Here is a 26,934-nt window from a genome sequence, read left to right as displayed (position 1 = left end):
TCCCCTGAGTCCCTAGAGGCCATGTCGCGTCTGCTGGAGATCAAGCTCAAAGAGTTCGTGTCGAGGTCATCGTCGAGTCCGTGCATCCGGGCCGGTGATTACCCGTTTCGAAATCCAGCCAGCTGCCGGGATCAAAGTCAGCCGCATCTCAGGTTTGGCCAAGGACTTGGCGCGCTCGTTGGCGGTGATCAGCGTGCGCGTGGTGGAAGTTATCCCAGGCAAGACCACTGTGGGTATTGAGATACCTAACGAGGACCGCCAGATCGTGCGCTTCTCTGAAGTGTTGTCCTCGCCCGAGTACGACGAGGCCAAGTCGCCGGTAACCCTGGCGCTGGGCATGACATCGGTGGCCGTCCGGTGATTACCGACCTGGCGCGGATGCCACACCTGCTGGTCGCCGGTACCACCGGTTCGGGTAAGTCGGTGGGCGTGAATGCCATGATCCTGTCGATTCTGTTCAAGTCCGGACCAGAAGATGCCCGGCTGATCATGATCGACCCCAAAATGCTTGAGCTATCGATCTACGAAGGTATTCCGCACTTGCTCTGCCCAGTCGTGACCGACATGAAAGAGGCTGCCAACGCCCCTGCGTTGGAGCGTTGCCGAAATGGAGCGGCGCTATAAGCTGATGTCGAAAATGGGGGTGCGAAACCTTGCCGGCTTCAATCGCAAGGTGAAGGATGCAGAAGAGGCGGGAGAGCCGCTGGTCGATCCGCTGTATAAGCGCGAAAGCATCCCACGACGAAGCGCCACTGCTGAAGACCCTGCCAACCATCGTGGTGGTGGTCGACGAATTCGCCGACATGATGATGATCGTCGGCAAGAAGGTTGAGGAGCTGATCGCGCGTATCGCACAGAAGGCGCGGGCTGCGGGTATTCACTTGATCCTTGCCACTCAGCGGCCGTCGGTGGATGTAATCACCGGCTTGATCAAGGCCAACATCCCAACGCGTATGGCGTTCCAGGTCTCCAGCAAGATCGACTCGCGGACCATCCTCGACCAGGGCGGCGCGGAGCAACTGCTCGGCCACGGTGACATGCTTTATCTGCCGCCGGGCACTGGCCTGCCGATCCGCGTTCACGGCGCCTTCGTTTCCGACGAAGAGGTTCATCGTGTAGTCGAAGCCTGGAAACTGCGTGGTGCGCCCGACTACATCGAGGACATTCTCGCCGGCGTGGAAGAGGCTGGCAGCGGCTTCGACGGTGGCAGTGGCGAAGGTGGCGGCGAAGGCAGTGAGGACGATCCGTTGTACGACGAAGCCGTGCGTTTCGTTACCGAGAGCCGCCGCGCTTCGATTTCCGCTGTACAGCGCAAGCTGAAAATTGGCTACAACCGCGCCGCGCGGATGGTCGAAGCCATGGAAATGGCCGGCGTAGTGACGTCTATGAACACCAACGGCTCCGTGAAGTGATTGCGCCGGGCCCGATTCGCGATTAACGCCTACCCATGGATTCAATGAGGATTTACATGCGCCTGATCCGCATGCTGTTGCTGGCAGCTATGGCTTTTGCCGTCATCCCAGCCCAGGCCGACGACGAGGCCGCCGTTCAGCGCCTGACCCAACTGCTCAGCCAGGCGCAGACCATCACTGCGCGTTTCTCCCAGCTGACCCTGGACGGTACTGGCACGCAGTTGCAGGAAACGGCTGGTGAGCTGTCCTTGAAGCGTCCGGGTTTGTTCCGCTGGCATACCGACGCGCCACAAGAGCAGTTACTGGTCTCCAATGGCCAGAAAGTTTGGTTGTACGACCCGGATCTGCAACAAGTGACGATTCAGAAGCTCGACCAGCGTTTGACTCATACGCCGGCTTTGCTGCTTTCCGGGGATGTTTCGCAGATTCGCCAGAACTTCGACATCACCTTCAAAGAAGCTGGCGATGTGGTGGACTTCACCCTCAAGCCGAAAGCCAAGGACACGCTGTTCGATAACCTGCGTCTGTCCTTCCGCAAAGGGGTGATCAACGACATGCAGTTGATCGACAGTGTCGGCCAGCGCACCAACATTCTGTTCCTCGGAGTGAAGATGAACGCGGCGCTGGACGCCGGCCAGTTCACTTTCGATATCCCGGCCGGCGCTGACGTGATTCAAGAGTAAATGCTCAAGTGTAAGAGGTGCTGACCCCAGCCCATGGACCTGTTCCGTAACACCCCCGTCGCTCAACCCTGGCCGCCCGCCTGCGTGCAGCCAGCTTGGACGAGTACGTCGGTCAGGAACACCTGCTGGCCCGTGGCAAGCCGCTACGCGAGGCGCTGGAGCAGGGCGCGCTGCACTCGATGATCTTCTGGGGCCCGCCGGGTGTCGGCAAAACCACCCTGGCGAGGCTGCTGGCGCAGGTTTCCGATGCACATTTCGAAACGCTCTCGGCGGTGTTGTCCGGGGTGAAGGAGATTCGCCAGGCGGTGGAGATTGCCCAGCAGCATGCTGCGCAGTACGGCCGGCGAACGATTCTCTTCGTCGATGAAGTGCATCGTTTCAACAAGTCGCAGCAGGATGCCTTTCTGCCTTACGTGGAAGACGGCACGCTGATCTTCATCGGTGCGACCACCGAGAACCCCTCGTTCGAGCTGAACAACGCGCTGCTTTCCGTGCCCGCGTCTATGTGCTGAAAAGCCTGGATGAGTCGGCGTTACGCAAACTGGTAGCGCGCGCCCTGAATGAGCCGAAAGGCTTGGGCGATCGTCACTTAAGCTTGCCGGAAGACAGTTTCAAGATTCTCCTGGCGGCCGCCGATGGTGATGGTCGGCGGTTGCTGAACTTCCTTGAGAACGCCGCCGATCTGGCCGAAGACGATAGTGAGATCAGTGTCGGGCTGTTGCAAAACCTGCTGGGTGACAGCCGTCGTCGTTTCGATAAGGGCGGCGAAGCGTTCTATGACCAGATTTCTGCACTGCATAAGTCAGTCCGCGGCTCCAGCCCGGACGGCGCGTTGTATTGGTTCGCGCGCATGCTCGACGGTGGCTGCGATCCGCTGTATATCGCCCGCCGTGTGGTGCGTATGGCCAGTGAAGACATTGGCAACGCCGATCCGCGCGCGCTGAGCTTATGCCTGTCCGCCTGGGACGTGCAGGAGCGCCTGGGTAGTCCAGAAGGTGAGTTGGCGGTGGCGCAAGCCATCGTGTATTTGGCTTGCGCACCAAAGAGCAACGCGGTCTACAACGCATTCAACGCCGCGATGCGGGATGCCGCGGAGCATGGCTCGCTGGAAGTGCCGCTGCATCTGCGTAATGCCCCGACCAAATTGATGAAAGAGCTGGGCTATGGCGACGAATACCGCTATGCCCACGATGAGCCGGAAGCCTATGCCGCTGGCGAGGATTACTTCCCGACAGCCTCGAACCGCGCAACTACTACCAGCCGGTGCCGCGCGGCCTAGAGTTGAAAATCCGTGACAAGCTGAATCATCTCGCGGCGCAGGATCGCGCTAGCCCTAGGCAACGGAGAAAACCATGATTCGAGTGGTTCTTGCGGTTGCTGTGGGCGGTACAGCGGGCACCTTATTGCGCTTTGCGACCACCAACTGGATCAGTGCCCATTGGCCGCAGCACTTCAATGTCGGTACGCTGCTGGTCAATATTGTTGGCTGCCTGCTGATTGGCTATCTCTACGGCCTATTCTTGCTTCGCCCGGAGATACCGCTGGAGTTGCGCGCCGGTTTGGTGGTTGGCTTTCTCGGTGGGCTGACGACCTTTTCCTCCTTTACCCTCGACACGCTGCGCTTGCTGGAAAGCGGGCAGTTGCCGCTAGCTCTCGGCTATGTGGCACTCAGCGTGCTCGGCGGCCTGCTCGCCACTTGGGTGGGCTTGTCCCTGACCAAACTCTGATGACTGAGAGACGAACATGCTTGATCCCAAACTGATACGTACCGAACTGCAGGCAATCGCTGAACGCCTGGCTGCCCGCGGTTATCAACTGGATGTGGCGCGTATCGAAGGGCTGGAAGCCCAGCGCAAAACCGTGCAGAGCCGCACCGAGCAACTGCAGGCCGAGCGCAATGCGCGTTCCAAATCCATCGGTCAGGCCAAGGCCCGTGGTGAAGATATCGGCCCGCTGATGGCTGATGTCGATCGCATGGCCAACGAGCTCAGCAGCGGCAAGCACGAGCTGGATGCGATCCAGGCCGAGCTCGACTCCATTCTGCTAGGCATGCCCAACCTGCCGCACGAGTCGGTACCGGTTGGCGACGATGAAGAAGCTAACGTCGAAGTGCGTAGCTGGGGCACGCCGAAGGTTTTCGATTTCGAGATCAAAGACCATGTGCCCTGGGTGAGCTGCACGGTTGGTTGGACTTTGAGCGCGCGGCCAAACTCTCGGGCGCGCGTTTCGCACTGCTGCGCGGCCCCATCGCCCGTATGCACCGTGCGCTGTCGCAGTTCATGATCAATCTGCACACCGGCGAGCATGGTTACGAAGAGGCTTACACGCCTTACCTGGTGCAGGCGCCTGCGCTACAGGGTACGGGTCAGCTGCCAAAGTTCGAAGAAGACCTGTTCAAGATCAGCCGCGACGGCGAAGCCGACCTGTACCTGATCCCGACGGCCGAGGTTTCGCTGACAATATCGTCAGCGACGAGATTCTCGACGTTAAACAGCTGCCGCTGAAATTCGTCGCGCACACCCCGTGCTTCCGCAGTGAGGCGGGTGCTTCTGGCCGCGATACCCGTGGCATGATCCGTCAGCACCAGTTCGACAAGGTCGAGATGGTGCAGATCGTTGAGCCGAGCAAATCCTATGAAGCACTGGAAAGCCTGACCGGTAACGGCCGAGAAAGTCTGCAGCTGCTCGAGCTGCCGTACCGTGTGCTGGCTCTGTGCACCGGTGCAGGCTTCCAGTGCTTCATAGGATTTGCTCGGCTCAACCGATCTGCACCATCTCGACCTTGTCGAACTGGTGCTGACGGATCATGCCACGGGTATCGCGGCCAGAAGCACCCGCCTCACTGCGGAAGCACGGGGTGTGCGCGACGAATTTCAGCGGCAGCTGTTTTAACGTCGAGAATCTCGTCGCTGACGATATGGTCAGCGAAACCTCGGCCGTCGGGATCAGGTACAGGTCGGCTTCGCCGTCGCGGCTGATCTTGAACAGGTCTTCTTCGAACTTTGGCAGCTGACCCGTACCCTGTAGCGCAGGCGCCTGCACCAGGTAAGGCGTGTAAGCCTCTTCGTAACCATGCTCGCCGGTGTGCAGATTGATCATGAACTGCGACAGCGCACGGTGCATACGGGCGATGGGGCCGCGCAGCAGTGCGAAACGCGCGCCCGAGAGTTTGGCCGCGCGCTCAAAGTCCAACCAACCGTGCAGCTCACCCAGGGCCACATGGTCTTTGATCTCGAAATCGAAAACCTTCGGCGTGCCCAGCTACGCACTTCGACGTTAGCTTCTTCATCGTCGCCAACCGGTACCGACTCGTGCGGCAGGTTGGGCATGCCTAGCAGAATGGAGTCGAGCTCGGCCTGGATCGCATCCAGCTCGTGCTTGCCGCTGCTGAGCTCGTTGGCCATGCGATCGACATCAGCCATCAGCGGGCCGATATCTTCACCACGGGCCTTGGCCTGACCGATGGATTTGGAACGCGCATTGCGCTCGGCCTGCAGTTGCTCGGTGCGGCTCTGCACGGTTTTGCGCTGGGCTTCCAGCCCTTCGATACGCGCCACATCCAGTTGATAACCGCGGGCAGCCAGGCGTTCAGCGATTGCCTGCAGTTCGGTACGTATCAGTTTGGGATCAAGCATGTTCGTCTCTCAGTCATCAGAGTTTGGTCAGGGACAAGCCCACCCAAGTGGCGAGCAGGCCGCCGAGCACGCTGAGTGCCACATAGCGAGAGCTAGCGGCAACTGCCCGCTTTCCAGCAAGCGCAGCGTGTCGAGGGTAAAGGAGGAAAAGGTCGTCAGCCCACCGAGAAAGCCAACCACCAAACCGGCGCGCAACTCCAGCGGTATCTCCGGGCGAAGCAAGAATAGGCCGTAGAGATAGCCAATCAGCAGGCAGCCAACAATATTGACCAGCAGCGTACCGACATTGAAGTGCTGCGGCCAATGGGCACTGATCCAGTTGGTGGTCGCAAAGCGCAATAAGGTGCCCGCTGTACCGCCACAGCAACCGCAAGAACCACTCGAATCATGGTTTTCTCCGTTGCCTAGGGCTAGCGCGATCCTGCGCCGCGAGATGATTCAGCTTGTCACGGATTTTCAACTCTAGGCCGCGCGGCACCGGCTGGTAGTAGTTGCGCGGTTCGAGGCTGTCCGGGAAGTAATCCTCGCCAGCGGCATAGGCTTCCGGCTCATCGTGGGCATAGCGGTATTCGTCGCCATAGCCCAGCTCTTTCATCAATTTGGTCGGGGCATTACGCAGATGCAGCGGCACTTCCAGCGAGCCATGCTCCGCGGCATCCCGCATCGCGGCGTTGAATGCGTTGTAGACCGCGTTGCTCTTTGGTGCGCAAGCCAAATACACGATGGCTTGCGCCACCGCCAACTCACCTTCTGGACTACCCAGGCGCTCCTGCACGTCCCAGGCGGACAGGCATAAGCTCAGCGCGCGCGGATCGGCGTTGCCAATGTCTTCACTGGCCATACGCACCACACGGCGGGCGATATACAGCGGATCGCAGCCACCGTCGAGCATGCGCGCGAACCAATACAACGCGCCGTCCGGGCTGGAGCCGCGGACTGACTTATGCAGTGCAGAAATCTGGTCATAGAACGCTTCGCCGCCCTTATCGAAACGACGACGGCTGTCACCCAGCAGGTTTTGCAACAGCCCGACACTGATCTCACTATCGTCTTCGGCCAGATCGGCGGCGTTCTCAAGGAAGTTCAGCAACCGCCGACCATCACCATCGGCGGCCGCCAGGAGAATCTTGAAACTGTCTTCCGGCAAGCTTAAGTGACGATCGCCCAAGCCTTTCGGCTCATTCAGGGCGCGCGCTACCAGTTTGCGTAACGCCGACTCATCCAGGCTTTTCAGCACATAGACGCGGGCACGGGAAAGCAGCGCGTTGTTCAGCTCGAACGAGGGGTTCTCGGTGGTCGCACCGATGAAGATCAGCGTGCCGTCTTCCACGTAAGGCAGAAAGGCATCCTGCTGCGACTTGTTGAAACGATGCACTTCATCGACGAAGAGAATCGTTCGCCGGCCGTACTGCGCAGCATGCTGCTGGGCAATCTCCACCGCCTGGCGAATCTCCTTCACCCCGGACAACACCGCCGAGAGCGTTTCGAAATGTGCATCGGAAACCTGCGCCAGCAGCCTCGCCAGGGTGGTTTTGCCGACACCCGGCGGGCCCCAGAAGATCATCGAGTGCAGCGCGCCCTGCTCCAGCGCCTCGCGTAGCGGCTTGCCACGGGCCAGCAGGTGTTCCTGACCGACGTACTCGTCCAAGCTGGCTGCACGCAGGCGGGCGGCCAGGGGTTGAGCGACGGGGGTGTTACGGAACAGGTCCATGGGCTGGGGTCAGCACCTCTTACACTTGAGCATTTACTCTTGAATCACGTCAGCGCCGGCCGGGATATCGAAAGTGAACTGGCCGGCGTCCAGCGCCGCGTTCATCTTCACTCCGAGGAACAGAATGTTGGTGCGCTGGCCGACACTGTCGATCAACTGCATGTCGTTGATCACCCCTTTGCGGAAGGACAGACGCAGGTTATCGAACAGCGTGTCCTTGGCTTTCGGCTTGAGGGTGAAGTCCACCACATCGCCAGCTTCTTTGAAGGTGATGTCGAAGTTCTGGCGAATCTGCGAAACATCCCCGGAAAGCAGCAAAGCCGGCGTATGAGTCAAACGCTGGTCGAGCTTCTGAATCGTCACTTGTTGCAGATCCGGGTCGTACAACCAAACTTTCTGGCCATTGGAGACCAGTAACTGCTCTTGTGGCGCGTCGGTATGCCAGCGGAACAAACCCGGACGCTTCAAGGACAGCTCACCAGCCGTTTCCTGCAACTGCGTGCCAGTACCGTCCAGGGTCAGCTGGGAGAAACGCGCAGTGATGGTCTGCGCCTGGCTGAGCAGTTGGGTCAGGCGCTGAACGGCGGCCTCGTCGTCGGCCTGGGCTGGGATGACGGCAAAAGCCATAGCTGCCAGCAACAGCATGCGGATCAGGCGCATGTAAATCCTCATTGAATCCATGGGTAGGCGTTAATCGCGAATCGGGCCCGGCGCAATCACTTCACGGGAGCCGTTGGTGTTCATAGACGTCACTACGCCGGCCATTTCCATGGCTTCGACCATCCGCGCGGCGCGGTTGTAGCCAATTTTCAGCTTGCGCTGTACAGCGGAAATCGAAGCGCGGCGGCTCTCGGTAACGAAACGCACGGCTTCGTCGTACAACGGATCGTCCTCACTGCCTTCGCCGCCACCTTCGCCACTGCCACCGTCGAAGCCGCTGCCAGCCTCTTCCACGCCGGCGAGAATGTCCTCGATGTAGTCGGGCGCACCACGCAGTTTCCAGGCTTCGACTACACGATGAACCTCTTCGTCGGAAACGAAGGCGCCGTGAACGCGGATCGGCAGGCCAGTGCCCGGCGGCAGATAAAGCATGTCACCGTGGCCGAGCAGTTGCTCCGCGCCGCCCTGGTCGAGGATGGTCCGCGAGTCGATCTTGCTGGAGACCTGGAACGCCATACGCGTTGGGATGTTGGCCTTGATCAAGCCGGTGATTACATCCACCGACGGCCGCTGAGTGGCAAGGATCAAGTGAATACCCGCAGCCCGCGCCTTCTGTGCGATACGCGCGATCAGCTCCTCAACCTTCTTGCCGACGATCATCATCATGTCGGCGAATTCGTCGACCACCACCACGATGGTTGGCAGGGTCTTCAGCAGTGGCGCTTCGTCGTGGATGCTTTCGCGCTTATACAGCGGATCGACCAGCGGCTCTCCCGCCTCTTCTGCATCCTTCACCTTGCGATTGAAGCCGGCAAGGTTTCGCACCCCCATTTTCGACATCAGCTTATAGCGCCGCTCCATTTCGGCAACGCTCCAACGCAGGGCGTTGGCAGCCTCTTTCATGTCGGTCACGACTGGGCAGAGCAAGTGCGGAATACCTTCGTAGATCGATAGCTCAAGCATTTTGGGGTCGATCATGATCAGCCGGGCATCTTCTGGTCCGGACTTGAACAGAATCGACAGGATCATGGCATTCACGCCCACCGACTTACCCGAACCGGTGGTACCGGCGACCAGCAGGTGTGGCATCCGCGCCAGGTCGGTAATCACCGGACGGCCACCGATGTCATGCCCCAGCGCCAGGGTTACCGGCGACTTGGCCTCGTCGTACTCGGGCGAGGACAACACTTCAGAGAAGCGCACGATCTGGCGGTCCTCGTTAGGTATCTCAATACCCACAGTGGTCTTGCCTGGGATAACTTCCACCACGCGCACGCTGATCACCGCCAACGAGCGCGCCAAGTCCTTGGCCAAACCTGAGATGCGGCTGACTTTGATCCCGGCAGCTGGCTGGATTTCGAAACGGGTAATCACCGGCCCCGGATGCACGGACTCGACGATGACCTCGACACCGAACTCTTTGAGCTTGATCTCCAGCAGACGCGACATGGCCTCTAGGGACTCAGGGGAATATTTCTTCTGCTTCTTCTCGGCCGCATCGAGGATGGAAATCGGTGGCAAGGTGCCCTCGACCGCGCTATCGACGAACAGCGGCGCTTGCTTCTCTTTCTGTACGCGCTTGCTCGGCTCAACGGCTTTAGGTGCAGCAGGCGGAGTAATCACCGGTGCGGGGCGCTTCTCGCGCTCGCTCATGTGCTTGCTCAGGGCTTCTTCACGCTCGATCAGGCGCTCTTTGACCTTCGCCTGCTCACGCCGGTCATGCACCATCGGTGCGGCTACTTCGTTGACGCGATCATCGACTTCGCGCAACTGGGCTACCAATTGCTTGCGCTCGACCCGCGCACTCCACCAATTGTTGGTGGCGTTTTGGATCAGCTCGAACAGGTCTAGGGTGATCTTGCCGGTCAAATCCATGACCTTGAACCAGGACAGGTCGCTAAACACCGTCAGGCCAAACAGGAACAACGCGATAAACAGCAACGTGCTGCCCTGCACATTCAGCGCAGCAACGGCCAACTGCCCCAGGCTTTCACCTAGCGCACCGCCAGCCGAAGCGGGCAAGCTGGAACCGGAATGGAAATGGATATAGGCCAAGGCCGCGCCGGACAACACCAGAAACACCAAACCAATCAGCCGCCAGGAAAACAACCAGCCGCTCCACTGCCAGGGCTGGTGACGGCCGCGGAAGACCTGGAATGTCTTCACCGCCAAAAGCAGTGGAAACAGGTAGGCGAAATAACCGAGGGCCATGAATAAGATATCGGCAAACCACGCACCGGCACGGCCAGCGGCATTCTGAACCTGCACGACATTGCTGGTATGGGTCCAACCCGGATCATTCTGATCATAGGTCAGCAGCGCCATCCAAAGATAAAGGCAAAGCGCACCCAGCGCGATCAGCGCACCTTCCTTGAGCCGGTAGTGCAATTGCTGACGCCAAACTGGTGCTTGAGCGGTAGTGGTGGAGTTCTTCAAAACGCGTCTTTTCCTGCGCCTACGGCGCGCCCAACAATCGATTGACGGCGAAAACTTGGCCTATTGTACGGGTTTGCCTGCCTGATGCCACGTCACGCGACATGCCTATGGCGCGTTTTGCCGGCCTCTCCCGCTTCGGTGTAGCATAGCCAACAGCATCTTCCGTGCGGCTCAATTGGAGCACGCATTCTCTTTTGTGACAAAGGCTTATGAGGTGTTTTTATGAGCGAAGTCAAGCATTCACGCCTGATCATCTTGGGCTCCGGCCCTGCCGGCTATAGCGCTGCTGTATACGCCGCCCGCGCCAACCTCAAGCCCCTGATGATCACCGGCATCCAGCCCGGCGGCCAGCTCACCACCACCATCGAGGTGGACAACTGGCCAGGTGACATCGAAGGCCTGACCGGCCCGGTACTAATGGACCGCATGCAGAAGCATGCCGAGCGCTTCGACACCGAGATCGTTTACGACCACATTCATACCGCCGAGTTGCAGCAGCGCCCCTTCATCCTCAAGGGCGACAGCGGCACCTACAGCTGCGACGCACTGATTATCGCCACCGGCGCCTCTGCCCAGTACCTCGGCCTGCCATCGGAAGAAGCCTTTGCCGGCAAGGGCGTGTCCGCCTGCGCCACCTGTGACGGCTTCTTCTATCGCAACCAAGTGGTCGCAGTGATCGGCGGCGGCAACACAGCCGTGGAAGAGGCCCTGTATCTGGCCAATATCGCCAAGGAAGTGCACTTGGTGCATCGTCGCGACAAGCTGCGCTCGGAGAAAATCCTGCAGGACAAGTTGTTCGAAAAAGCCGCCAACGGCAATATCCGCCTGCACTGGAACCAAACCTTGGACGAAGTGCTGGGCGACGCCTCCGGTGTCACCGGCGTGCGCCTGAAAGACACCAACAACGGCGCGACCGAAGAATTGCCGCTGACCGGCGTGTTTATCGCCATCGGCCACAAACCCAACACCGACCTATTCCAGGGCCAACTGGAGATGCGTAATGGCTACCTGCTGATTCAGGGCGGCAGCGAAGGCAATGCCACCGCTACCAGCATCGAGGGCGTCTTCGCCGCCGGCGATGTCGCCGACCATGTCTACCGCCAGGCCATCACCTCGGCAGGCGCGGGCTGCATGGCCGCACTGGATGTCGAAAAGTTCCTCGATATCGGCAACTGAGCCCTACAGGTGGGCGCCCAGCGCCCACCTTCGCCCTACCCTCTCGGTCATAGCCCATCATGCTGACCTGGCTACAGCGCGACTCCCTGGACTTCCCCTCTCTCGAGAAAGCCTTGCGCGAACCTAACGGCCTGCTCGCGGCCGGCGGCGACCTGAGCGCTGACCGCCTGATCCAGGCTTACCGTCACGGTTGCTTTCCCTGGTATCAGGACGACCAGCCGATTCTCTGGTGGTCACCGGATCCACGCACCGTGCTATTTCCGGGCGAAATTCACATCTCACGCAGCCTGAACAAGACCCTGCGTCAAGCCCGCTACCAGGTAACCTTTGATCGGGATTTCGCTGCCGTAATCCACGCCTGCGCTGCTCCGCGCACTTATTCCGAGGGCACCTGGATCACCTCCAGCATGCAAGCCGCGTATCTGGAATTGCATCGGCGCGGCATTGCCCACTCGGTCGAAGTCTGGCTCAACGGGGAGCTAGTTGGCGGGCTTTATGGGCTGGCGATGGGGCAGCTGTTTTTCGGTGAGTCCATGTTCAGTCGAACCGATAACGCCTCCAAAGTGGGATTTATCACGCTGGTCGAACACCTCAAGGCCTGGGGCTTCGTGCTGGTCGACTGCCAAATGCCCACTCCGCACCTGCAGAGCTTTGGCGCCCGCGCCATTCCTCGCACGGAGTTCGCAGGCTACCTGGCTCGTCACCTGAATCAAGCAAATACGGCGGACTGGCTTGCCTAGGCGAGTTCGGCAGGCTGGCATACACTTACTCTAAGCCTCTCTTGAGGGTTAATCATGACCGAGCTGGCTCGCCTTAAGTTCTACGCCACTCAGCCGCATCCCTGCAGCTATCTGCCCGAGGAACAGGCCACGACGCTGTTTCTTGACCCCAGCCAGCCAATGGATATGGAGGTCTACGCCGAGCTTTCGGAAATGGGTTTTCGCCGCAGCGGTGATCACCTATATCGCCCACATTGCCAGCGCTGCACAGCCTGCGTGCCGGCGCGCATTCCTGCGGCGCAATTCACACCCAACCGCCAGCAACGACGAATCCTCAAACGCAACGAAGAGCTTCAGGTTCACGCCGTACGCCCAACCTTCAGTGAAGAGTATTACGCTCTCTACGCGCGCTATATCGAACAGCGCCACGCCGATGGCGACATGTATCCACCCAATCGCGATCAATTCGCCACCTTTTTGGTGCGTGACCTGCCTTTTTCCCGCTTTTACGAGTTCCGGCTGTCCGGTCGCTTGCTCGCCGTCGCAGTTACCGACGTACTGCCCAATGGTCTTTCCGCGGTTTACACCTTCTACGATCCTGACGAGGAGCGCCGCAGCTTGGGCCGTTATGCCATCCTCTGGCAGATTGGCGAAACCGTTCGCCTAGGCTTAGAAGCTGTCTATCTTGGTTACTGGATCAAGAGCTGCCGGAAGATGAACTACAAGACCCAATACCGCCCCATTGAGCTGTTCGTCAATCAGCGCTGGATAACCCTCTCCTAGGCTCTGTTGATGTTTAATGACGGCCGCGCGGACCCTTCGGGTTGTGCCTGAAAACGTGCCATGCTGTGTTGCAGTCCTTGGCAAGGGAATAACCATTGCCTGCGGCCTGCGCCTTGCCTGGCGCGCTTTCAGGCGACAACGCGGCTCGTCATTAAACTTCGACAGAGCCTAATTACCTTGGCGGGCAGACCTATTTTCGGGCACAATGCACGCCGCTTTTGCCTGGCGCCAGTTGCACCGGGCCATTCATTGGATACCGAGGGCTTTACTGCATGTCGAAAGAAGACAGCTTCGAAATGGAAGGCACTGTCGTCGACACCCTGCCCAACACCATGTTCCGTGTGGAGTTGGAAAATGGGCACGTCGTAACCGCGCACATTTCCGGCAAGATGCGCAAGAACTACATTCGCATCCTGACCGGTGACAAAGTACGTGTTGAATTGACGCCCTACGACTTGAGCAAGGGCCGCATTACTTACCGCGCGCGCTAAGCCAGTCCCAATGAAAACGCCCGGCAATTGCCGGGCGTTTTCATTTCTCGACAGTTGATGACTACGCCATTTCAGCCGTGGTCTCGAAGTCAAAGCTCAGCTCACCATCCTTCACATCGATGTGCACGACACCGCCATGCTCAGCCAATTCGCCGAAGAGAATTTCCTCAGCTAGTGGGCGCTTGATCTTATCCTGAATCAGGCGAGCCATTGGTCGAGCACCCATCTGTGAATCATAGCCACCAGCAGCCAGCCAACCGCGCGCCGCGTCACTAACTTCAAGCGTGACGTGCTTATCCTCCAGTTGCGCCTGCAACTCGGTGAGGAACTTGTCCACCACGCTCTTAATCACTTCGTGACTCAGGCGACCAAACTGGATAATGGTGTCCAGACGGTTACGGAACTCTGGCGAAAAGCTCTTCTTGATCACTTCCATGGCATCCGTGGAGTGATCCTGATGGGTGAAGCCGATAGAAGCCCGCGCCGCGGTTTCCGCGCCAGCATTGGTAGTCATGATCAGGATGACGTTGCGGAAATCCGCCTTGCGTCCGTTGTTGTCGGTCAGAGTGCCGTGATCCATCACTTGCAACAGCAGGTTAAAGACCTCCGGATGCGCCTTCTCGATTTCATCCAAGAGCAGCACGCAATGCGGCATCTTGGTGATGGCTTCGGTCAGCAAGCCGCCTTGATCGAAACCGACATAGCCCGGCGGCGCACCGATCAGCCGCGAAACCGTATGGCGCTCCATGTACTCGGACATGTCGAAACGCACCAACTCGATACCCATCGCCTTGGCCAACTGCCGTGCAGCTTCAGTCTTGCCGACGCCCGTAGGCCCGGCGAAAAGAAAGGAACCCACCGGCTTATCCGGTGACTTCAACCCAGCGCGGGACAACTTGATAGCCGTGGATAGAGAGTCGATCGCAGCATCCTGGCCAAACACCGTCAACTTGAGGTCGCGCTCCAGATTACGCAGCAACTCCTTATCCGAAGTGTTGACATGCTTAGGCGGAATACGCGCGATTTTCGCGACGATGTCCTCAACATGCACCACTTCTATGCGCTTAACACGCTTGTCTAACGGCTGTAGACGCTGGTAAGCGCCAGCCTCATCGATCACGTCGATAGCCTTGTCCGGCATATGACGATCGTTGATATAGCGCGACGCCAGTTCGGCCGCAGCTCGCAGCGATTCATCGCTGTACTCGATACTGTGATGCTGCTCGAAACGCGCCTTGAGACCGCGAAGGATGCCAATGGTGTCTTCCACCGATGGCTCACTCACATCCACTTTCTGGAAGCGCCGCGCCAGCGCGCGATCCTTCTCAAAGATTCCGCGAAACTCTTGGAACGTAGTCGAGCCGATGCAACGGATTTCCCCGGAAGACAACATCGGCTTGAGCAGATTGGACGCATCCATCACGCCCCCAGACGCCGCGCCAGCACCGATGATGGTGTGAATCTCATCGATGAACAGGATCGCATGCGGCCGCTTGCGCAATTCGTTGAGCAAGGCCTTGAAACGCTTCTCGAAGTCGCCACGGTACTTAGTGCCGGCCAATAAAGCGCCGAGATCAAGGGAATACACCACGCTATCCGCGAGCAAATCCGGCACCTGATTATCGACGATACGCTTAGCCAGACCTTCGGCGATGGCCGTCTTGCCAACACCAGCCTCACCCACCAACAGTGGATTATTCTTACGCCGCCGCGCGAGGATCTGCGCAACGCGCTCGACCTCCAACTCACGCCCGACCAGAGGATCAATACGACCCAGGCGCGCCAACTCATTCAGGTTGCTGGCATAGGCATCCAGCGGATTGCCCGAGGAGGAAGACTCACCACCCTCGTCATCCTGCATTTCCTGGTCACTTTCCGAATGATCGGCATGCCCTGGAACCTTGGAGATACCGTGAGCAATGAAGTTGACCACATCGATACGGGCAACACTTTGCTGCTTGAGCAGGAATACGGCCTGACTCTCTTGCTCGCTAAAGATCGCCACCAACACATTGGCACCGGTTACTTCACGCTTACCTGAACTCTGCACATGGAAAACCGCGCGCTGCAGTACACGCTGGAAGCCCAGTGTTGGCTGAGTTTCACGCTCCTCATCATGCTGAGGAATCAACGGCGTGGTGGAGTCGATGAATTCCTGCAGATCATGCCGCAGCTTATCTAGGTTGGCGCCGCAAGCGCGCAGGACACTGGCAGCGGCTTCGTTGTCCAATAGCGCCAACAGGAGGTGCTCAACCGTCATGAACTCATGGCGCTTGGTGCGGGCCTCCTTGAAGGCCAGATTGAGGGTGACTTCGAGCTCTCGATTTAACATAGCTTCACCTCATACCCAAGCAGTCGGAATTAACCGTCCTTCTCGATCTCACAGAGTAGTGGATGCTGGCTTTCTCTCGCGTATTGGTTGACCTGCATAGCCTTGGTCTCGGCGATATCGCGGGTAAACACTCCGCATACTGCGCGCCCCTCTGTGTGGACGGTCAGCATGATCTTGGTCGCCAGCTCCCGATTCAGGTTAAAAAACACCTCGAGCACTTCGACCACGAAATCCATCGGCGTGTAATCATCATTAAACAAAACCACCTTATACATAGGTGGCGCCTGCAGCGCCGGCTTGGCTTCCTGCACAGCCAAACCCGTAGAGTCATCCTCATGTGATGCAGGATGATCCTGATTGAATGTTAGTCGAATCTGGCTACTTACACGCATGCTGGAATAAAAGGTTCGTAGTTGAATGACTGGGATGCTAGACAGATTTTGACCGACTTCTCAGGCGGTCACAGCATTGCCTTGACTATCAGCAAAACGGTGTTACAAACAGAAGATACCCCTTCGGGGTAAAAGGGGTTCCGCGCCCTCGCCAAAACTGGTTGATTCGCGCGCGGAGTCGAAGTGGATGATACCCCAGTGATGGGGTTCTTTGCAGAGGGATATCAGCATGCTTAGCGGTAAGGTCAAGTGGTTCAACAACGCCAAGGGCTATGGGTTTATCCTGGCTGACGGCCGAGATGAGGACCTGTTCGCCCACTACTCGGCTATCCAGATGGACGGCTATAAGACGCTTAAAGCTGGCCAACCGGTAAGCTTCGATATTATTCAGGGCCCCAAGGGGCTACACGCCGTCAATATCAGTTCAATCTCGCTATCGACTGAAACGCCCAGCACTGTCAGCCAGTCGCAAGGCGCCACGACTGAAGCCTGACTTCAGGTAAAGTTCAAAAGCATAAAAAAGCCGGTCAAATGACCGGCTTCTTTTGTTACCGCCAATCAGCTCACATGTGAGTGATCATGGCATCGCCGAACTGCGAGCAAGACTGCAGCTTGGCGCCTTCCATCAAGCGCTCGAAGTCGTAGGTCACGGTCTTGGCCGAGATCGCGCCATTGACGCCCTTGATGATCAGGTCGGCAGCTTCGAGCCAGCCCATGTGGCGCAGCATCATTTCCGCGGAAAGGATCAGCGAACCCGGGTTCACCTGGTCTTTGCCGGCGTATTTCGGTGCGGTACCGTGGGTGGCTTCGAACATCGCGATGTTGTCGGACAAGTTGGCACCCGGAGCGATGCCGATACCGCCAACTTCGGCCGCCAGGGCGTCGGAGAGGTAGTCACCGTTGAGGTTCAGGGTCGCGATCACATCGTATTCAGCCGGGCGCAGAAGGATCTGCTGCAGCATGGCATCGGCGATGGCATCCTTGACGACGATGTTCTTGCCGGTGTTCGGGTTCTTGAACTGCATCCAAGGACCGCCATCCAGCAGTTCCGCGCCAAATTCGTTCTTGGCGATTTCGTAGCCCCAATCCTTGAAGGCACCTTCGGTGAACTTCATGATGTTGCCTTTGTGCACAATGGTCAGCGAGTCGCGATTGTTGTCGACCACGTACTGCAGCGCCTTGCGCACCAGACGCTGGGTGCCCTGCTTGGAGACCGGCTTGATGCCGATACCGCAATCGGTATCGAAGCGGATTTTCTTGACGCCCATTTCCTCTTTGAGGAACTTGATGACCTTTTCCGCTTCCGGCGAACCGGCTTTCCACTCGATGCCGGCGTAAATATCTTCAGAGTTTTCGCGGAAGATGGTCATGTCGACGTCTTGCGGCTTCTTGACCGGGCTGGGCACACCGGTGAACCAACGCACCGGACGTAGGCAGACGTACAGGTCGAGCTCTTGACGTAGCGCTACGTTCAGCGAACGGATGCCACCGCCAACAGGCGTGGTCAGCGGGCCCTTGATGGACACCACGTAATCGCGCACGGCCTCCAGAGTTTCCTTCGGCAACCAGGTGTCTTGATCGTAAACCTGGGTAGCCTTCTCACCGGCGTAGACTTCCATCCAGGAGATCTTGCGCTTGCCGCCGTAAGCCTTGCTCACAGCAGCATCTACCACTTTGATCATGACTGGGCTGATATCAACGCCAATGCCGTCACCCTCGATGTAAGGGATGATCGGATTGTTCGGTACGTTCAGGGACATATCGGCATTAACGGTGATTTTGTCACCGGTTGCTGGCACCTGGATCTTTTGGTATCCCATGCTGGACTCCGTTGCTCTCGTGGTCTGACATCCCGCCGCGCGGATGGCGCGCCGGATCGATCTTTATGGGTCTCGGAAAGGCGGATCATTCTTGTAGTTTTTCTACAGAAAGTCACGCACTTTTCCATCATTTGGCGGAGTGAATACCCGCCGTAGGCCGCGTCAAGCCAGCCCCCAGCGCAGCTTTGTAGTCAAACTACAAAAGCGCTACACACCCCCTTCGAGTAAGGCGCAATTTATCCTAGCAGCTCAGTTTCGGATTGCCTTTTTCTCGCCGTTTGCCAGCGCTCTCGCTAACATTGCGCGCCAATTTTTAAGGAGCTTCGCATGCGCTTCACTCCCCACGTCACTGTCGCCACAGTAGTCGAAGATCAAGGACGCTTTCTGCTGGTCGAGGAAATGGCTAACGGCCGCGCCGTATTTAATCAGCCTGCCGGCCACTTGGAAGCCGACGAAAGTCTGATGCAAGCTGCTTTGCGTGAAACCCTCGAAGAAACCGGCTGGGACATAGAGCTAACCGCGGTGACTGGCATCTACCTGTACACCGCCCCGAGCAATGGCGTGACCTACCAGCGCATTTGCTTTGCCGGGCGGCCACTGCAGCAGCGTCCCGAGCATCCTCTGGATGACGGCATCATCGGCCCACGGTGGTTGACTCGCGCTGAACTGGCCACCCAGCCGGAACGCTGGCGCAGCGAGCTGGTGTTGCGCTGCATTGACGATTATCTGGCTGGCGAGCGCTTCCCGCTCACCCTGCTGCGCGGCTCGGCTTAAATCGCCGTTTGGCAACCTCGCCTGATAGAATTGCGTTTTTTCGAAGTCACTCGTCTAAATCCCTATGCGTGATTCAACTCAAAAGCGTGTGATCGTCGGCATGTCCGGCGGCGTCGACTCTTCCGTTTCCGCTCTTCTGCTCCTGGAGCAGGGTTATCAGGTGGAAGGCCTGTTCATGAAGAACTGGGAAGAGGACGACGGCACCGAATACTGCACCGCCATGGACGACATGGCCGACGCTCAGGCCGTCTGCGACAAGATTGGTATCAAGCTGCACACCGCCAACTTCGCCGCCGAATACTGGGACAACGTATTCGAGCACTTCCTCGCCGAATACAAGGCCGGACGCACGCCGAACCCGGACATCCTGTGTAACCGTGAGATCAAGTTCAAAGCCTTCCTCGATTACGCCCTGATGCTCGGCGCCGACCTGATCGCCACTGGTCACTATGTGCGTCACCGCGATATCGACGGCCGCACCGAGCTTCTCAAAGGGCTCGATCCGAACAAGGACCAAAGTTACTTCCTGCACGCGGTCGGTGGCGAGCAGCTCGCCAAGACCCTGTTCCCGGTCGGCGAATTGGAGAAGCCCGCCGTTCGAGCCATCGCAGAGAGGCACGACCTGGCCACCGCAAAGAAGAAGGACTCCACCGGCATCTGTTTTATCGGTGAGCGCCGCTTCAGCGACTTCCTCAAGCAATATCTACCGGCCCAGCCCGGCAACATCGAGACTACCGAAGGCGAAGTCATCGGTCGCCACCACGGTTTGATGTACCACACCATTGGCCAGCGCCAGGGCCTCGGTATCGGCGGCCTCAAGGACGCCGGCGAAGAGCCCTGGTATGTACTGATCAAGGATCTCGAACGCAATGTGCTGGTCGTCGGTCAAGGCAATGAGCATCCGTGGCTGTTCTCCAGCGCTCTGCTGTGCTCGGAAATCTATTGGGTCAACCCCGTCGACCTGAGCAGCCCGCGGCAACTGACGGCCAAAGTGCGCTACCGCCAGAGCGATCAGGCCTGCACCCTGGAAAGAACCGCGAACGGCTATCGCACCGTATTTGCCATGCCCCAGCGCGCGGTTACGCCCGGCCAGTCCGTGGTGTTCTACGACGGCGAAGTCTGCCTCGGTGGCGGCGTGATCGAAACAGCCGAGCCCTGGAGCAGCAAGGAAAAACGCGTATGACGCCGACACAGGAACAACTGATCGCCCTCGGGGGCGTGTTCGAAGCCGCCTTCCTGGTGGACCAGATCGCTCGCACTGGCCAGATCAGTGAGGCCTCGCTCGCCTGCATGCTGGGCAGCCTGATGGTGCGCGACCCAAAGAACACCCTGGATGTCTATGGTGGCGACGATCTCAACCTACGCAATGGCTACCGCGCACTAATCAGCGCTTTGGAACGTGACCCCGCCAGCCTGCAGCGCGGGCCACTTCGTTACGCCCTGGCCCTGCTCGGCCTCGAGCGACAATTAGCCAAGCGCGATGACCTGCTACAGATTATCGGCAGCCGTCTCGATCAGATCCAACAACAGGTGCAGCATTTCGGCCTGGTGCACGAGAACGTCATTGCCGCTAGCGGCAGCCTCTACCAAGACACATTAAGCACCTTCCGTCAGCGCATTCAGGTACATGGCGACATGCGCAACCTGCAGCAACCGAGCAACGCCTCGAAAATTCGCGCGTTGCTGCTCGCCGGCATCCGCTCCGCACGCCTGTGGCGCCAACTCGGCGGCCATCGCTGGCAGTTGGTATTCAGCCGGCGCAAGCTGCTCAAAGACCTCTATCCACTGCTACGCGGCTAAGGCATGACCACCCCAATCGCCAGCCGCGCGGTCAAGCTCGTACAGGGCGCTGCGCTACTGGCGCTGTCGGCGCTGTTATTTTCGTTGATGGGTGTCGGCATCCGTGAAGTTTCCAGCAGCGTCAACAACGAGTCCGTGGTGTTCTTCCGCAACCTGATTGGCGTGCTGCTCTTCCTGCCGCTGATCCTGTTTCGCGGAATTCGCCCGCTGAAAACCCAATGCCTGAAGTCGCACCTGTGGCGCACCACCTACGGCCTCGCGGCGATGTATTGCTTCTTCTACGCCATCGCCCATCTACCGCTGGCGGACGCCATGCTCTTCACCTACTCGGCCCCGGTATTCACCCCGTTGATCGCCTGGTGGTGGCTGAAAGAACCACTAACCAAACGCATGCTACTGACCACCAGCGTCGGTTTGATCGGCGTCCTGCTGGTGGCAAAACCCTCCGCAGCACTGCTCGACAGCCAGGTACTGATAGGTGTTGCCGCGAGCATCTTGGCCGCGTTCGCCTTTGTCTCGATCCGCGAGATGAGCGACACCGAACCCGCCTTTCGCATCGTGTTCTATTTTTCGCTGTTCAGCGCCCTGATCTCCGCGCTACCGCTGACCTGGTCCTGGCAGCCCCTGCAGCCCCATGACCTGGGGTTGCTTCTGATCATCGGCCTACTCGCCACCACCAGCCAGATCATCATGTCGAAAGCCTACAGCCTGGCGCCACCAGGCCTGATAGGACCCTTTGCCTACCTGGCCATCGTCTTCGCCGGAATCATCGCCTGGCTACGCTGGGGCGAAGCGCCGGATCTGACCTCATTGCTCGGTGCGAGCCTGATATTTACCGCTAGCCTGCTAGCGATCCCTCGGCGGCGCGCCTGACGCTGATCGGCCAGCACGAGTCCGAGCGTTTTTTCATGTATAATTCGCGCCCCTTTTCGTCGCCCGACTGTCCGAGAACGCCCCATGCAGCTCTCCTCGCTCACCGCGGTATCCCCTGTTGATGGCCGCTACGCCAGCAAAACCAGCGCTCTGCGCCCAATCTTCAGCGAATATGGCCTAATCCGTTTTCGCGTCATGGTCGAAGTCCGCTGGCTGCAACGCCTGGCCGCGCATGCCGGCATCCCGGAAGTCGCGCCCTTCTCCGCCGAAGCCAACGCCCTGCTCAACACGCTGGCCGAAGACTTCCAGTTGGAGCACGCCGAGCGCGTCAAGGAAATCGAGCGCACCACCAACCACGACGTTAAAGCCGTGGAATACCTGCTCAAGGAACAAGCGGCGAAGCTGCCGGAACTGGCCAACGTCAGCGAATTCATTCACTTCGCCTGCACCAGCGAGGACATCAACAACCTGTCCCACGCCCTGATGCTGCGTGAAGGCCGCGACAGCGTACTGCTGCCACTGATGCGCCAACTGGCGGACGCCATCCGCGACCTCGCCGTGCGCTTCGCCGATGTACCCATGCTCTCCCGCACCCACGGCCAGCCAGCCTCGCCGACCACCCTCGGCAAAGAACTGGCCAACGTGGTTTATCGTCTGGAGCGACAAATCGCCCAGGTCGCCAGCGTACCGCTGCTGGGCAAGATCAATGGCGCCGTCGGCAACTACAACGCGCACCTGTCGGCCTACCCGGACGTCGACTGGGAAGCCAACGCCCGTGAATTCATCGAACAAGAGCTGGGCCTGGGCTTCAACCCCTACACCACGCAGATCGAGCCGCACGACTATATCGCCGAACTGTTCGATGCAGTTGCCCGCTTCAATACCATCCTGATCGACTTCGACCGCGATATCTGGGGCTACATCTCCCTCGGCTATTTCAAGCAACGCACCATCGCCGGCGAAATCGGCTCGTCGACCATGCCGCACAAGGTCAACCCGATCGACTTCGAGAACTCCGAAGGCAACCTGGGTATCGCCAACGCACTGCTTCAGCACCTGGCCAGCAAGCTGCCAATCTCCCGCTGGCAGCGCGACCTGACTGACTCCACTGTGCTGCGCAACCTCGGCGTCGGTTTCGCCCATAGCGTCATCGCTTACGAAGCCAGCCTCAAAGGAATCAGCAAGTTGGAGCTCAATGCTCAACGCATTGCTGAAGACTTGGATGCCTGCTGGGAAGTGCTGGCCGAGCCGATCCAGACCGTAATGCGCCGCTACGGCGTGGAGAACGCCTACGAGAAGCTCAAAGAGCTGACCCGCGGCAAAGGCATCAGCGCCGAAGCCCTGCAAAGCTTTATCGACGGTCTGGCCATTCCAGGTGAAGCCAAAGTGCAACTCAGAGCGTTGACTCCAGCCGGCTACGCGGGCAATGCCGCGGCTCAGGCCAAGCGTATCTGACCGCTACCGCCCTTGTGCACGCCCGGCTGTGCCGGGCGTTTTTATTTAAGGGCTTAGATCTATTTCAAGGGCTTAGACATGAATCCTGATATTCCTCTGCAACTTCTAGGCGGCATCACGGCGCGCGAGTTCCTGCGCGACTACTGGCAGAAGAAGCCGCTGCTGATTCGCCAAGCACTGCCGGACTTTGAAAGCCCGATTTCCGCAGACGAACTGGCCGGCCTGTCCCTGGAAGAGGAAGTCGAAGCGCGCCTGGTCATCGAACACGGCGAGCGCCCCTGGGAGTTGCGTCGCGGCCCCTTCGGTGAAGACGACTTCAAAAACCTCCCCGAGCGCGACTGGACCTTGCTGGTGCAAGCGGTCGACCAGTTTGTGCCGGACGTTGCCGAACTGCTGCAGCATTTTCGCTTTCTGCCGAGCTGGCGCATCGACGATGTGATGATCAGTTTTGCCACGCCTGGCGGCGGTGTCGGCCCGCATTTCGACAACTACGATGTATTTCTTCTTCAGGGCCAAGGACAACGGCGCTGGAAAATCGGCCAGATGTGCGATGCCGACAGTCCGCTGCTGGCGCACGCCGATCTGCGCATCCTGGCTAACTTTGAACAGACCGACGAATGGGTGTTGGAGCCCGGCGACATGCTCTATCTGCCGCCACGTTTGGCTCACTACGGCATTGCCGAGGACGACTGCATGACTTATTCCGTGGGCTTCCGCGCACCCAGCGCCGCCGAAGTACTGACCCATTTCACCGACTTCCTCGGCCAGTTCTTGCCCGATGAAGAACGCTACAGCGACGCTGGTACCGCGCCAGCTAGCGACCCACACCAGATTCAACGTGACTCGCTGGATCGCCTGAAGGCCCTGCTCGCCGAACACATGGGCGATGAGCGCCTGCTGATGACCTGGTTTGGCCAGTTCATGACCGAACCGCGCTACCCCGAGCTGGTCGCTGGCACTGAGCTGAGCGAAGAAGAACTGCTCGGTAGCCTGGAAGATGGCGCCGTCCTAGTGCGCAACCCCAGCGCTCGCCTAGCCTGGTCCGAGGTGGGCGAGGACCTGGTGCTGTTCGCCAGCGGCCAGAGCCGCCTCTTATCGGCCAGCCTGCGCGAACTGCTCAAGCTGATCTGCGCCGCCGAAGCGCTGCATATCGACAACCTCGGCCAATGGCTGGCCGACGACGAGGGGCGTAATCTGTTGCTGGAATTAGTCAAACAGGGAAGCCTGGAGTTTGCCGATGAGTAGCCAAATCCACGTGCGTATTGCCGACTGGCAGAAGGACAAAGCCGATTTACGCCGTATTCGTGAAACGGTGTTTATCGCTGAACAAGCCGTACCACCGGAACTCGAATGGGATGCCGAAGACGCCAGCGCCGTGCACTTTCTGGCACTGGATGGCGACTATGCAATAGGCGCGGCCCGCTTGCTACCGGACGGCCACATCGGCCGAGTTTCAGTCCTGAAAGACTGGCGCGGCTTGAAGGTTGGCGATGCGTTGATGAATGCAGTGATTGCCGAAGCCGAGCGCTGCGGCTTGAAACAGCAAATGCTCAGCGCCCAAGTACATGCCTCACCCTTCTATGAACGCCTAGGCTTTACCATTGTCAGCGGCGAATTTCTCGACGCCGGCATTCCCCATGTGGACATGGTGCGCCACAGCAGCCAGGAGCCTGTCTGACTTTGGCGCCCGTAGCGAGAAAGTCTGGGATTGAGATGTTTGTTTCACTCAGGTGAGGCGAATAGTCATTCTATTTAACGAGCTTGAGTGGGAAAAACAGCCAATATCCAGGCTTTCGCAGTAGGGTAGCCCTAAGCCAGACAGGCTCCTAGAGGTCACGATGAACGACGAAAACGCCCCGTCACTTGAAAACGACGCCGAACCAGTAGAGCTGCCGGCCATCGAATTCCAGTCACCGGGGCGTTTTACTGTGCATAACCCGCAAACAGCGCTGCCTGAAGCCGAACGCAGGGAGCCTGCCCCCTTCATCCTTGGCAGCCACCAGCCAATGGAGCGTTTTAGCCAGCCGGCAGATGCCCGCGCCCATGCCCTGGCGCTATTACAGCAGGCCCAGCGCAGGCTGTGCCTCTACAGTGCTGATCTCGAACCCTGGCTCTATCACCACAGCAGCGTTCAGGAAGCCTGCACACACTTCCTCCTGGCTCATCCGAAAAACCGTCTGCGCATCCTTTTGCGCGACCCTACTCGCGCAGTGAAAGAAGGCCACCGCTTGCTGCAACTTGCGCGTCGGTTACCCAGCAACCTGCAGATCCGCAAGCTACACCCGAGCTACCCAAGCGAAGAGATCGCCTTCCTGCTGGCTGACGGCAACGGCCTGCTACTGCGCCCGGAACTCGACCAATACGCTGGCTACGCTCTCTACCATGACCCTGCTCGCGTCCGCTTGCGCCAAACGCAGTTCGACCAAGCCTGGGACACCAGCATCACCGACCCCGATCTGCGGAGCTTTCTGTTATGACCCCACGCACCCTACTCGCCGCCCTGCTGCTTGTCTTCAGCCTGCCGCTGCTGGCCGCGACCGAGGTCATTGCGCTGAACTACCGCACCGCCGAAGAGGTTTTGTCCGTAGTGCAGTCGGTACTCGGCAATGAGGGCCGGGTCAGCACCTATGGCAACCAATTAGTTGTCAACGCGCCAGCGACGAAGATCCAGGAGGTGCGTGACCTGCTCGAGCAATTGGACACCCAGCCCAGACGGCTGCTTATCAGCGTCGATACCAGCGAGTCGAACTACCAGAATGACCGCGGATACTCCGTAAATGGCTCAGCCAGCGCCGGCGGTGTGGACATCCAGGCCGGCGAAGGCGAAATCAACGGCCGCGACCAGGTGCGCATCATTCGCCGCAGCACCGCGAGCCGTGGCGGCGGCACCCAGCAGGTACAGACCACCGAGGGCTATCCGGCGCTGATTCAGGTCGGCCAAAGCGTACCGCTGACCACCACCACTACCGACCCTTACGGGGGCGTCTACAACAACACCGAATACCGCGATGTCACCCGTGGCTTTTACGTCACCGCCAGCCTTACCGGTGATCTGGTGCATGTCAGCATCAGCAACAACAATGACCGCCTCAGCCAAACCCAGCCTGGCGCGATCAACGTGCAAAGCACCGATACCCGGGTCACCGGCCGCCTCGGCGAATGGATAACCATTGGCGGCGTCAACGAGGACTCACAGGCTGATCAACGCGAGTTTCTACAACATCGCTCGACCCAGGGTCGCGAAGACATGACGCTACGGCTGAAGGTCGAGACGATGGATTAGTGATGCCCTGCGCCTGACTGCACAGTCACCCTTTGGCAATTATGTAGTAGTGAAAAAAAACCACTACAAAACGTTTGACGAAGCTGTTTGCGGAGGGCATTATTGCCCTGCTCCCGCTAATCAGGGGCCCTGGCATGGGCCTCCGGACCGAGCTCTACTTACCGTAGATCCGATCCGTGTTTTACCGCTCACAAGGCAGTTCGACGAGATTGCGACTGGAACGAAGTTGTCCTGAGGGACGGGGAAGCGTTTTAGCGTATCAGCCAGATAGACAGATTCAGCCTACTGAGTCGCCCAACGGCATCCACGAGCCGGTAAGCGTCAAGTGACTTCGGTCATCCACAGCAGCTGTCGTCATCGAACTGTTCGTCTCTTCATCCCCCTCCTTGGTTTCAATCTCGTCTCCGTCGACATTTCGGCGCCTGCGGTTATACCGCCCGCGACAAAACTTTTCTGCAGTTAGGTTTTGGACGGGAAGTTTCGTGCTCAAGCAATCATCA

Annotated in this window: 22 protein-coding genes and 5 pseudogenes; 19 read left to right on the top strand and 8 right to left on the bottom strand. The window is 58.9% G+C overall.

Features of this window, described 5'->3' with window-relative positions; translation table 11 throughout:
• From ftsK (D3879_RS00325) to serS (D3879_RS00305), 5 genes and pseudogenes are all read left to right on the top strand, one after another.
• Window positions 1-1,438, top strand: a pseudogene (gene ftsK, locus D3879_RS00325) (DNA translocase FtsK); the annotation flags it as partial.
• 30 nt (window positions 1,439-1,468) lie between these two features.
• Window positions 1,469-2,095, top strand: a complete 627-nt coding sequence (gene lolA / locus D3879_RS00320; protein ID WP_119952150.1) for an outer membrane lipoprotein periplasmic chaperone LolA — start codon at window positions 1,469-1,471, stop codon at window positions 2,093-2,095.
• Window positions 2,096-2,128: 33 nt separating this feature from the next.
• Window positions 2,129-3,451: pseudogene (locus D3879_RS00315) on the top strand (replication-associated recombination protein A).
• A complete protein-coding gene (gene crcB / locus D3879_RS00310; protein ID WP_119952152.1) occupies window positions 3,448-3,822 on the top strand; it encodes a fluoride efflux transporter CrcB in 375 nt (124 codons plus the stop codon). Before D3879_RS00315 ends, crcB (D3879_RS00310) begins: the two are co-directional and overlap by 4 nt.
• Before the next feature lie 16 nt (window positions 3,823-3,838).
• Window positions 3,839-4,817: pseudogene (gene serS, locus D3879_RS00305) on the top strand (serine--tRNA ligase); the annotation flags it as partial.
• On the opposite strand, the pseudogene serS (D3879_RS00300) reads toward serS (D3879_RS00305), so the two are convergent.
• The 5 genes and pseudogenes from serS (D3879_RS00300) to ftsK (D3879_RS00280) all read right to left on the bottom strand — a co-directional run.
• A pseudogene (serS, locus tag D3879_RS00300) lies at window positions 4,815-5,729 on the bottom strand (serine--tRNA ligase); the annotation flags it as partial. The pseudogenes serS (D3879_RS00305) and serS (D3879_RS00300) overlap by 3 nt on opposite strands.
• 16 nt (window positions 5,730-5,745) lie before the next feature.
• Window positions 5,746-6,118, bottom strand: a pseudogene (gene crcB, locus D3879_RS00295) (fluoride efflux transporter CrcB).
• Window positions 6,115-7,440 (bottom strand): replication-associated recombination protein A, encoded by a 1,326-nt coding sequence (locus D3879_RS00290; RefSeq protein WP_119952151.1) that lies wholly within the window; start codon window positions 7,438-7,440, stop codon window positions 6,115-6,117. The pseudogene crcB (D3879_RS00295) and the gene D3879_RS00290 overlap by 4 nt, the downstream one beginning before the upstream one ends.
• Before the next feature lie 33 nt (window positions 7,441-7,473).
• A complete protein-coding gene (lolA, locus tag D3879_RS00285; RefSeq protein WP_119952150.1) occupies window positions 7,474-8,100 on the bottom strand; it encodes an outer membrane lipoprotein periplasmic chaperone LolA in 627 nt (208 codons plus the stop codon).
• 30 nt (window positions 8,101-8,130) lie between these two features.
• A complete protein-coding gene (ftsK, locus tag D3879_RS00280; protein WP_177412340.1) occupies window positions 8,131-10,578 on the bottom strand; it encodes a DNA translocase FtsK in 2,448 nt (815 codons plus the stop codon).
• Window positions 10,579-10,758: 180 nt separating this feature from the next.
• Here ftsK (D3879_RS00280) and trxB point away from each other — a divergent pair, with 180 nt between their 5' ends.
• The 4 genes from trxB (at window position 10,759) to infA (ending at window position 13,705) form a co-directional block, all read left to right on the top strand.
• Window positions 10,759-11,712, top strand: a complete 954-nt coding sequence (gene trxB / locus D3879_RS00275; RefSeq protein WP_119952148.1) for a thioredoxin-disulfide reductase — start codon at window positions 10,759-10,761, stop codon at window positions 11,710-11,712.
• 59 nt (window positions 11,713-11,771) lie between these two features.
• Window positions 11,772-12,452: a leucyl/phenylalanyl-tRNA--protein transferase gene (gene aat, locus D3879_RS00270; protein ID WP_119952147.1), complete on the top strand. Its 681-nt coding sequence runs from the start codon at window positions 11,772-11,774 to the stop codon at window positions 12,450-12,452.
• Window positions 12,453-12,506: 54 nt separating this feature from the next.
• On the top strand, window positions 12,507-13,214 hold the full coding sequence (locus D3879_RS00265; protein ID WP_119952146.1) for an arginyltransferase: 708 nt from the start codon (window positions 12,507-12,509) through the stop codon (window positions 13,212-13,214).
• A 272-nt stretch (window positions 13,215-13,486) separates the two neighbouring features.
• On the top strand, window positions 13,487-13,705 hold the full coding sequence (infA, locus tag D3879_RS00260; protein ID WP_002553999.1) for a translation initiation factor IF-1: 219 nt from the start codon (window positions 13,487-13,489) through the stop codon (window positions 13,703-13,705).
• Window positions 13,706-13,766: 61 nt separating this feature from the next.
• Here infA and clpA read toward each other — a convergent pair whose 3' ends face one another.
• Both clpA and clpS read right to left on the bottom strand, forming a co-directional pair.
• Window positions 13,767-16,037: an ATP-dependent Clp protease ATP-binding subunit ClpA gene (gene clpA / locus D3879_RS00255; RefSeq protein WP_119952145.1), complete on the bottom strand. Its 2,271-nt coding sequence runs from the start codon at window positions 16,035-16,037 to the stop codon at window positions 13,767-13,769.
• Between the two features lie 29 nt (window positions 16,038-16,066).
• Window positions 16,067-16,429: an ATP-dependent Clp protease adapter ClpS gene (gene clpS, locus D3879_RS00250; RefSeq protein ID WP_119952144.1), complete on the bottom strand. Its 363-nt coding sequence runs from the start codon at window positions 16,427-16,429 to the stop codon at window positions 16,067-16,069.
• Between the two features lie 229 nt (window positions 16,430-16,658).
• Here clpS and cspD point away from each other — a divergent pair, with 229 nt between their 5' ends.
• On the top strand, window positions 16,659-16,922 hold the full coding sequence (gene cspD, locus D3879_RS00245) for a cold shock domain-containing protein CspD (protein WP_119952157.1): 264 nt from the start codon (window positions 16,659-16,661) through the stop codon (window positions 16,920-16,922).
• A 70-nt stretch (window positions 16,923-16,992) separates the two neighbouring features.
• Here the strand turns inward: cspD and icd are convergent, their stop codons facing one another.
• Window positions 16,993-18,249 carry an NADP-dependent isocitrate dehydrogenase gene (icd, locus tag D3879_RS00240; RefSeq protein WP_119952143.1) on the bottom strand — a complete coding sequence of 419 codons (1,257 nt, stop codon included), beginning with the start codon at window positions 18,247-18,249 and terminating at the stop codon, window positions 16,993-16,995.
• A 327-nt stretch (window positions 18,250-18,576) separates the two neighbouring features.
• On the opposite strand from icd, the gene D3879_RS00235 reads away from it, so the two are divergent.
• The 9 genes from D3879_RS00235 (at window position 18,577) to D3879_RS00195 (ending at window position 26,434) form a co-directional block, all read left to right on the top strand.
• Complete coding sequence (locus tag D3879_RS00235; protein ID WP_119952142.1) at window positions 18,577-19,023, top strand: NUDIX hydrolase; 447 nt, start codon at window positions 18,577-18,579, stop codon at window positions 19,021-19,023.
• Window positions 19,024-19,087: 64 nt separating this feature from the next.
• Window positions 19,088-20,206: a tRNA 2-thiouridine(34) synthase MnmA gene (gene mnmA, locus D3879_RS00230; RefSeq protein WP_119952141.1), complete on the top strand. Its 1,119-nt coding sequence runs from the start codon at window positions 19,088-19,090 to the stop codon at window positions 20,204-20,206.
• The gene (gene hflD, locus D3879_RS00225; protein ID WP_119952140.1) at window positions 20,203-20,823 is read left to right on the top strand and encodes a high frequency lysogenization protein HflD; all 621 of its coding nucleotides are present in this window, start codon (window positions 20,203-20,205) and stop codon (window positions 20,821-20,823) included. The genes mnmA and hflD overlap by 4 nt, the downstream gene beginning before the upstream one ends.
• 3 nt (window positions 20,824-20,826) lie before the next feature.
• The gene (locus tag D3879_RS00220; protein ID WP_119952139.1) at window positions 20,827-21,696 is read left to right on the top strand and encodes a DMT family transporter; all 870 of its coding nucleotides are present in this window, start codon (window positions 20,827-20,829) and stop codon (window positions 21,694-21,696) included.
• Window positions 21,697-21,780: 84 nt separating this feature from the next.
• Complete coding sequence (gene purB / locus D3879_RS00215; protein WP_119952138.1) at window positions 21,781-23,151, top strand: adenylosuccinate lyase; 1,371 nt, start codon at window positions 21,781-21,783, stop codon at window positions 23,149-23,151.
• Between the two features lie 78 nt (window positions 23,152-23,229).
• A complete protein-coding gene (locus D3879_RS00210) occupies window positions 23,230-24,396 on the top strand; it encodes a ribosomal protein uL16 3-hydroxylase (RefSeq protein WP_119952137.1) in 1,167 nt (388 codons plus the stop codon).
• Window positions 24,389-24,829: a GNAT family N-acetyltransferase gene (locus D3879_RS00205; RefSeq protein WP_119952136.1), complete on the top strand. Its 441-nt coding sequence runs from the start codon at window positions 24,389-24,391 to the stop codon at window positions 24,827-24,829. The genes D3879_RS00210 and D3879_RS00205 overlap by 8 nt, the downstream gene beginning before the upstream one ends.
• A gap of 160 nt (window positions 24,830-24,989) precedes the next feature.
• Window positions 24,990-25,628, top strand: a complete 639-nt coding sequence (locus D3879_RS00200; RefSeq protein ID WP_119952135.1) for a DUF7931 domain-containing protein — start codon at window positions 24,990-24,992, stop codon at window positions 25,626-25,628.
• A complete protein-coding gene (locus D3879_RS00195) occupies window positions 25,625-26,434 on the top strand; it encodes a secretin N-terminal domain-containing protein (protein ID WP_119952134.1) in 810 nt (269 codons plus the stop codon). Before D3879_RS00200 ends, D3879_RS00195 begins: the two co-directional genes overlap by 4 nt.
• The last annotated feature ends 500 nt before the right edge of the window (window positions 26,435-26,934 follow it).

It is taken from the genome of Pseudomonas cavernicola, assembly GCF_003596405.1.
Lineage (GTDB): Bacteria > Pseudomonadota > Gammaproteobacteria > Pseudomonadales > Pseudomonadaceae > Aquipseudomonas > Aquipseudomonas cavernicola.
This window is presented reverse-complemented; position numbering and strand designations above follow the sequence as displayed.

Excerpts from the sequence above, each read along its gene's own strand:
- lolA (WP_119952150.1), top strand. The coding sequence starts at position 1,469 with ATGCGCCTGATCCGCATGCTGTTGCTGGCAGCTATGGCTTTTGCCGTC.
- mnmA (WP_119952141.1), top strand. The coding sequence starts at position 19,088 with ATGCGTGATTCAACTCAAAAGCGTGTGATCGTCGGCATGTCCGGCGGC.
- cspD (WP_119952157.1), top strand. The coding sequence starts at position 16,659 with ATGCTTAGCGGTAAGGTCAAGTGGTTCAACAACGCCAAGGGCTATGGG.
- D3879_RS00205 (WP_119952136.1), top strand. The coding sequence starts at position 24,389 with ATGAGTAGCCAAATCCACGTGCGTATTGCCGACTGGCAGAAGGACAAA.
- trxB (WP_119952148.1), top strand. The coding sequence starts at position 10,759 with ATGAGCGAAGTCAAGCATTCACGCCTGATCATCTTGGGCTCCGGCCCT.
- clpA (WP_119952145.1), bottom strand. The coding sequence starts at position 16,037 with ATGTTAAATCGAGAGCTCGAAGTCACCCTCAATCTGGCCTTCAAGGAG.
- D3879_RS00235 (WP_119952142.1), top strand. The coding sequence starts at position 18,577 with ATGCGCTTCACTCCCCACGTCACTGTCGCCACAGTAGTCGAAGATCAA.
- D3879_RS00200 (WP_119952135.1), top strand. The coding sequence starts at position 24,990 with ATGAACGACGAAAACGCCCCGTCACTTGAAAACGACGCCGAACCAGTA.
- D3879_RS00265 (WP_119952146.1), top strand. The coding sequence starts at position 12,507 with ATGACCGAGCTGGCTCGCCTTAAGTTCTACGCCACTCAGCCGCATCCC.
- hflD (WP_119952140.1), top strand. The coding sequence starts at position 20,203 with ATGACGCCGACACAGGAACAACTGATCGCCCTCGGGGGCGTGTTCGAA.
- clpS (WP_119952144.1), bottom strand. The coding sequence starts at position 16,429 with ATGCGTGTAAGTAGCCAGATTCGACTAACATTCAATCAGGATCATCCT.
- aat (WP_119952147.1), top strand. The coding sequence starts at position 11,772 with ATGCTGACCTGGCTACAGCGCGACTCCCTGGACTTCCCCTCTCTCGAG.
- infA (WP_002553999.1), top strand. The coding sequence starts at position 13,487 with ATGTCGAAAGAAGACAGCTTCGAAATGGAAGGCACTGTCGTCGACACC.
- D3879_RS00290 (WP_119952151.1), bottom strand. The coding sequence starts at position 7,440 with ATGGACCTGTTCCGTAACACCCCCGTCGCTCAACCCCTGGCCGCCCGC.
- D3879_RS00195 (WP_119952134.1), top strand. The coding sequence starts at position 25,625 with ATGACCCCACGCACCCTACTCGCCGCCCTGCTGCTTGTCTTCAGCCTG.
- crcB (WP_119952152.1), top strand. The coding sequence starts at position 3,448 with ATGATTCGAGTGGTTCTTGCGGTTGCTGTGGGCGGTACAGCGGGCACC.
- icd (WP_119952143.1), bottom strand. The coding sequence starts at position 18,249 with ATGGGATACCAAAAGATCCAGGTGCCAGCAACCGGTGACAAAATCACC.
- D3879_RS00210 (WP_119952137.1), top strand. The coding sequence starts at position 23,230 with ATGAATCCTGATATTCCTCTGCAACTTCTAGGCGGCATCACGGCGCGC.
- D3879_RS00220 (WP_119952139.1), top strand. The coding sequence starts at position 20,827 with ATGACCACCCCAATCGCCAGCCGCGCGGTCAAGCTCGTACAGGGCGCT.
- lolA (WP_119952150.1), bottom strand. The coding sequence starts at position 8,100 with ATGCGCCTGATCCGCATGCTGTTGCTGGCAGCTATGGCTTTTGCCGTC.
- purB (WP_119952138.1), top strand. The coding sequence starts at position 21,781 with ATGCAGCTCTCCTCGCTCACCGCGGTATCCCCTGTTGATGGCCGCTAC.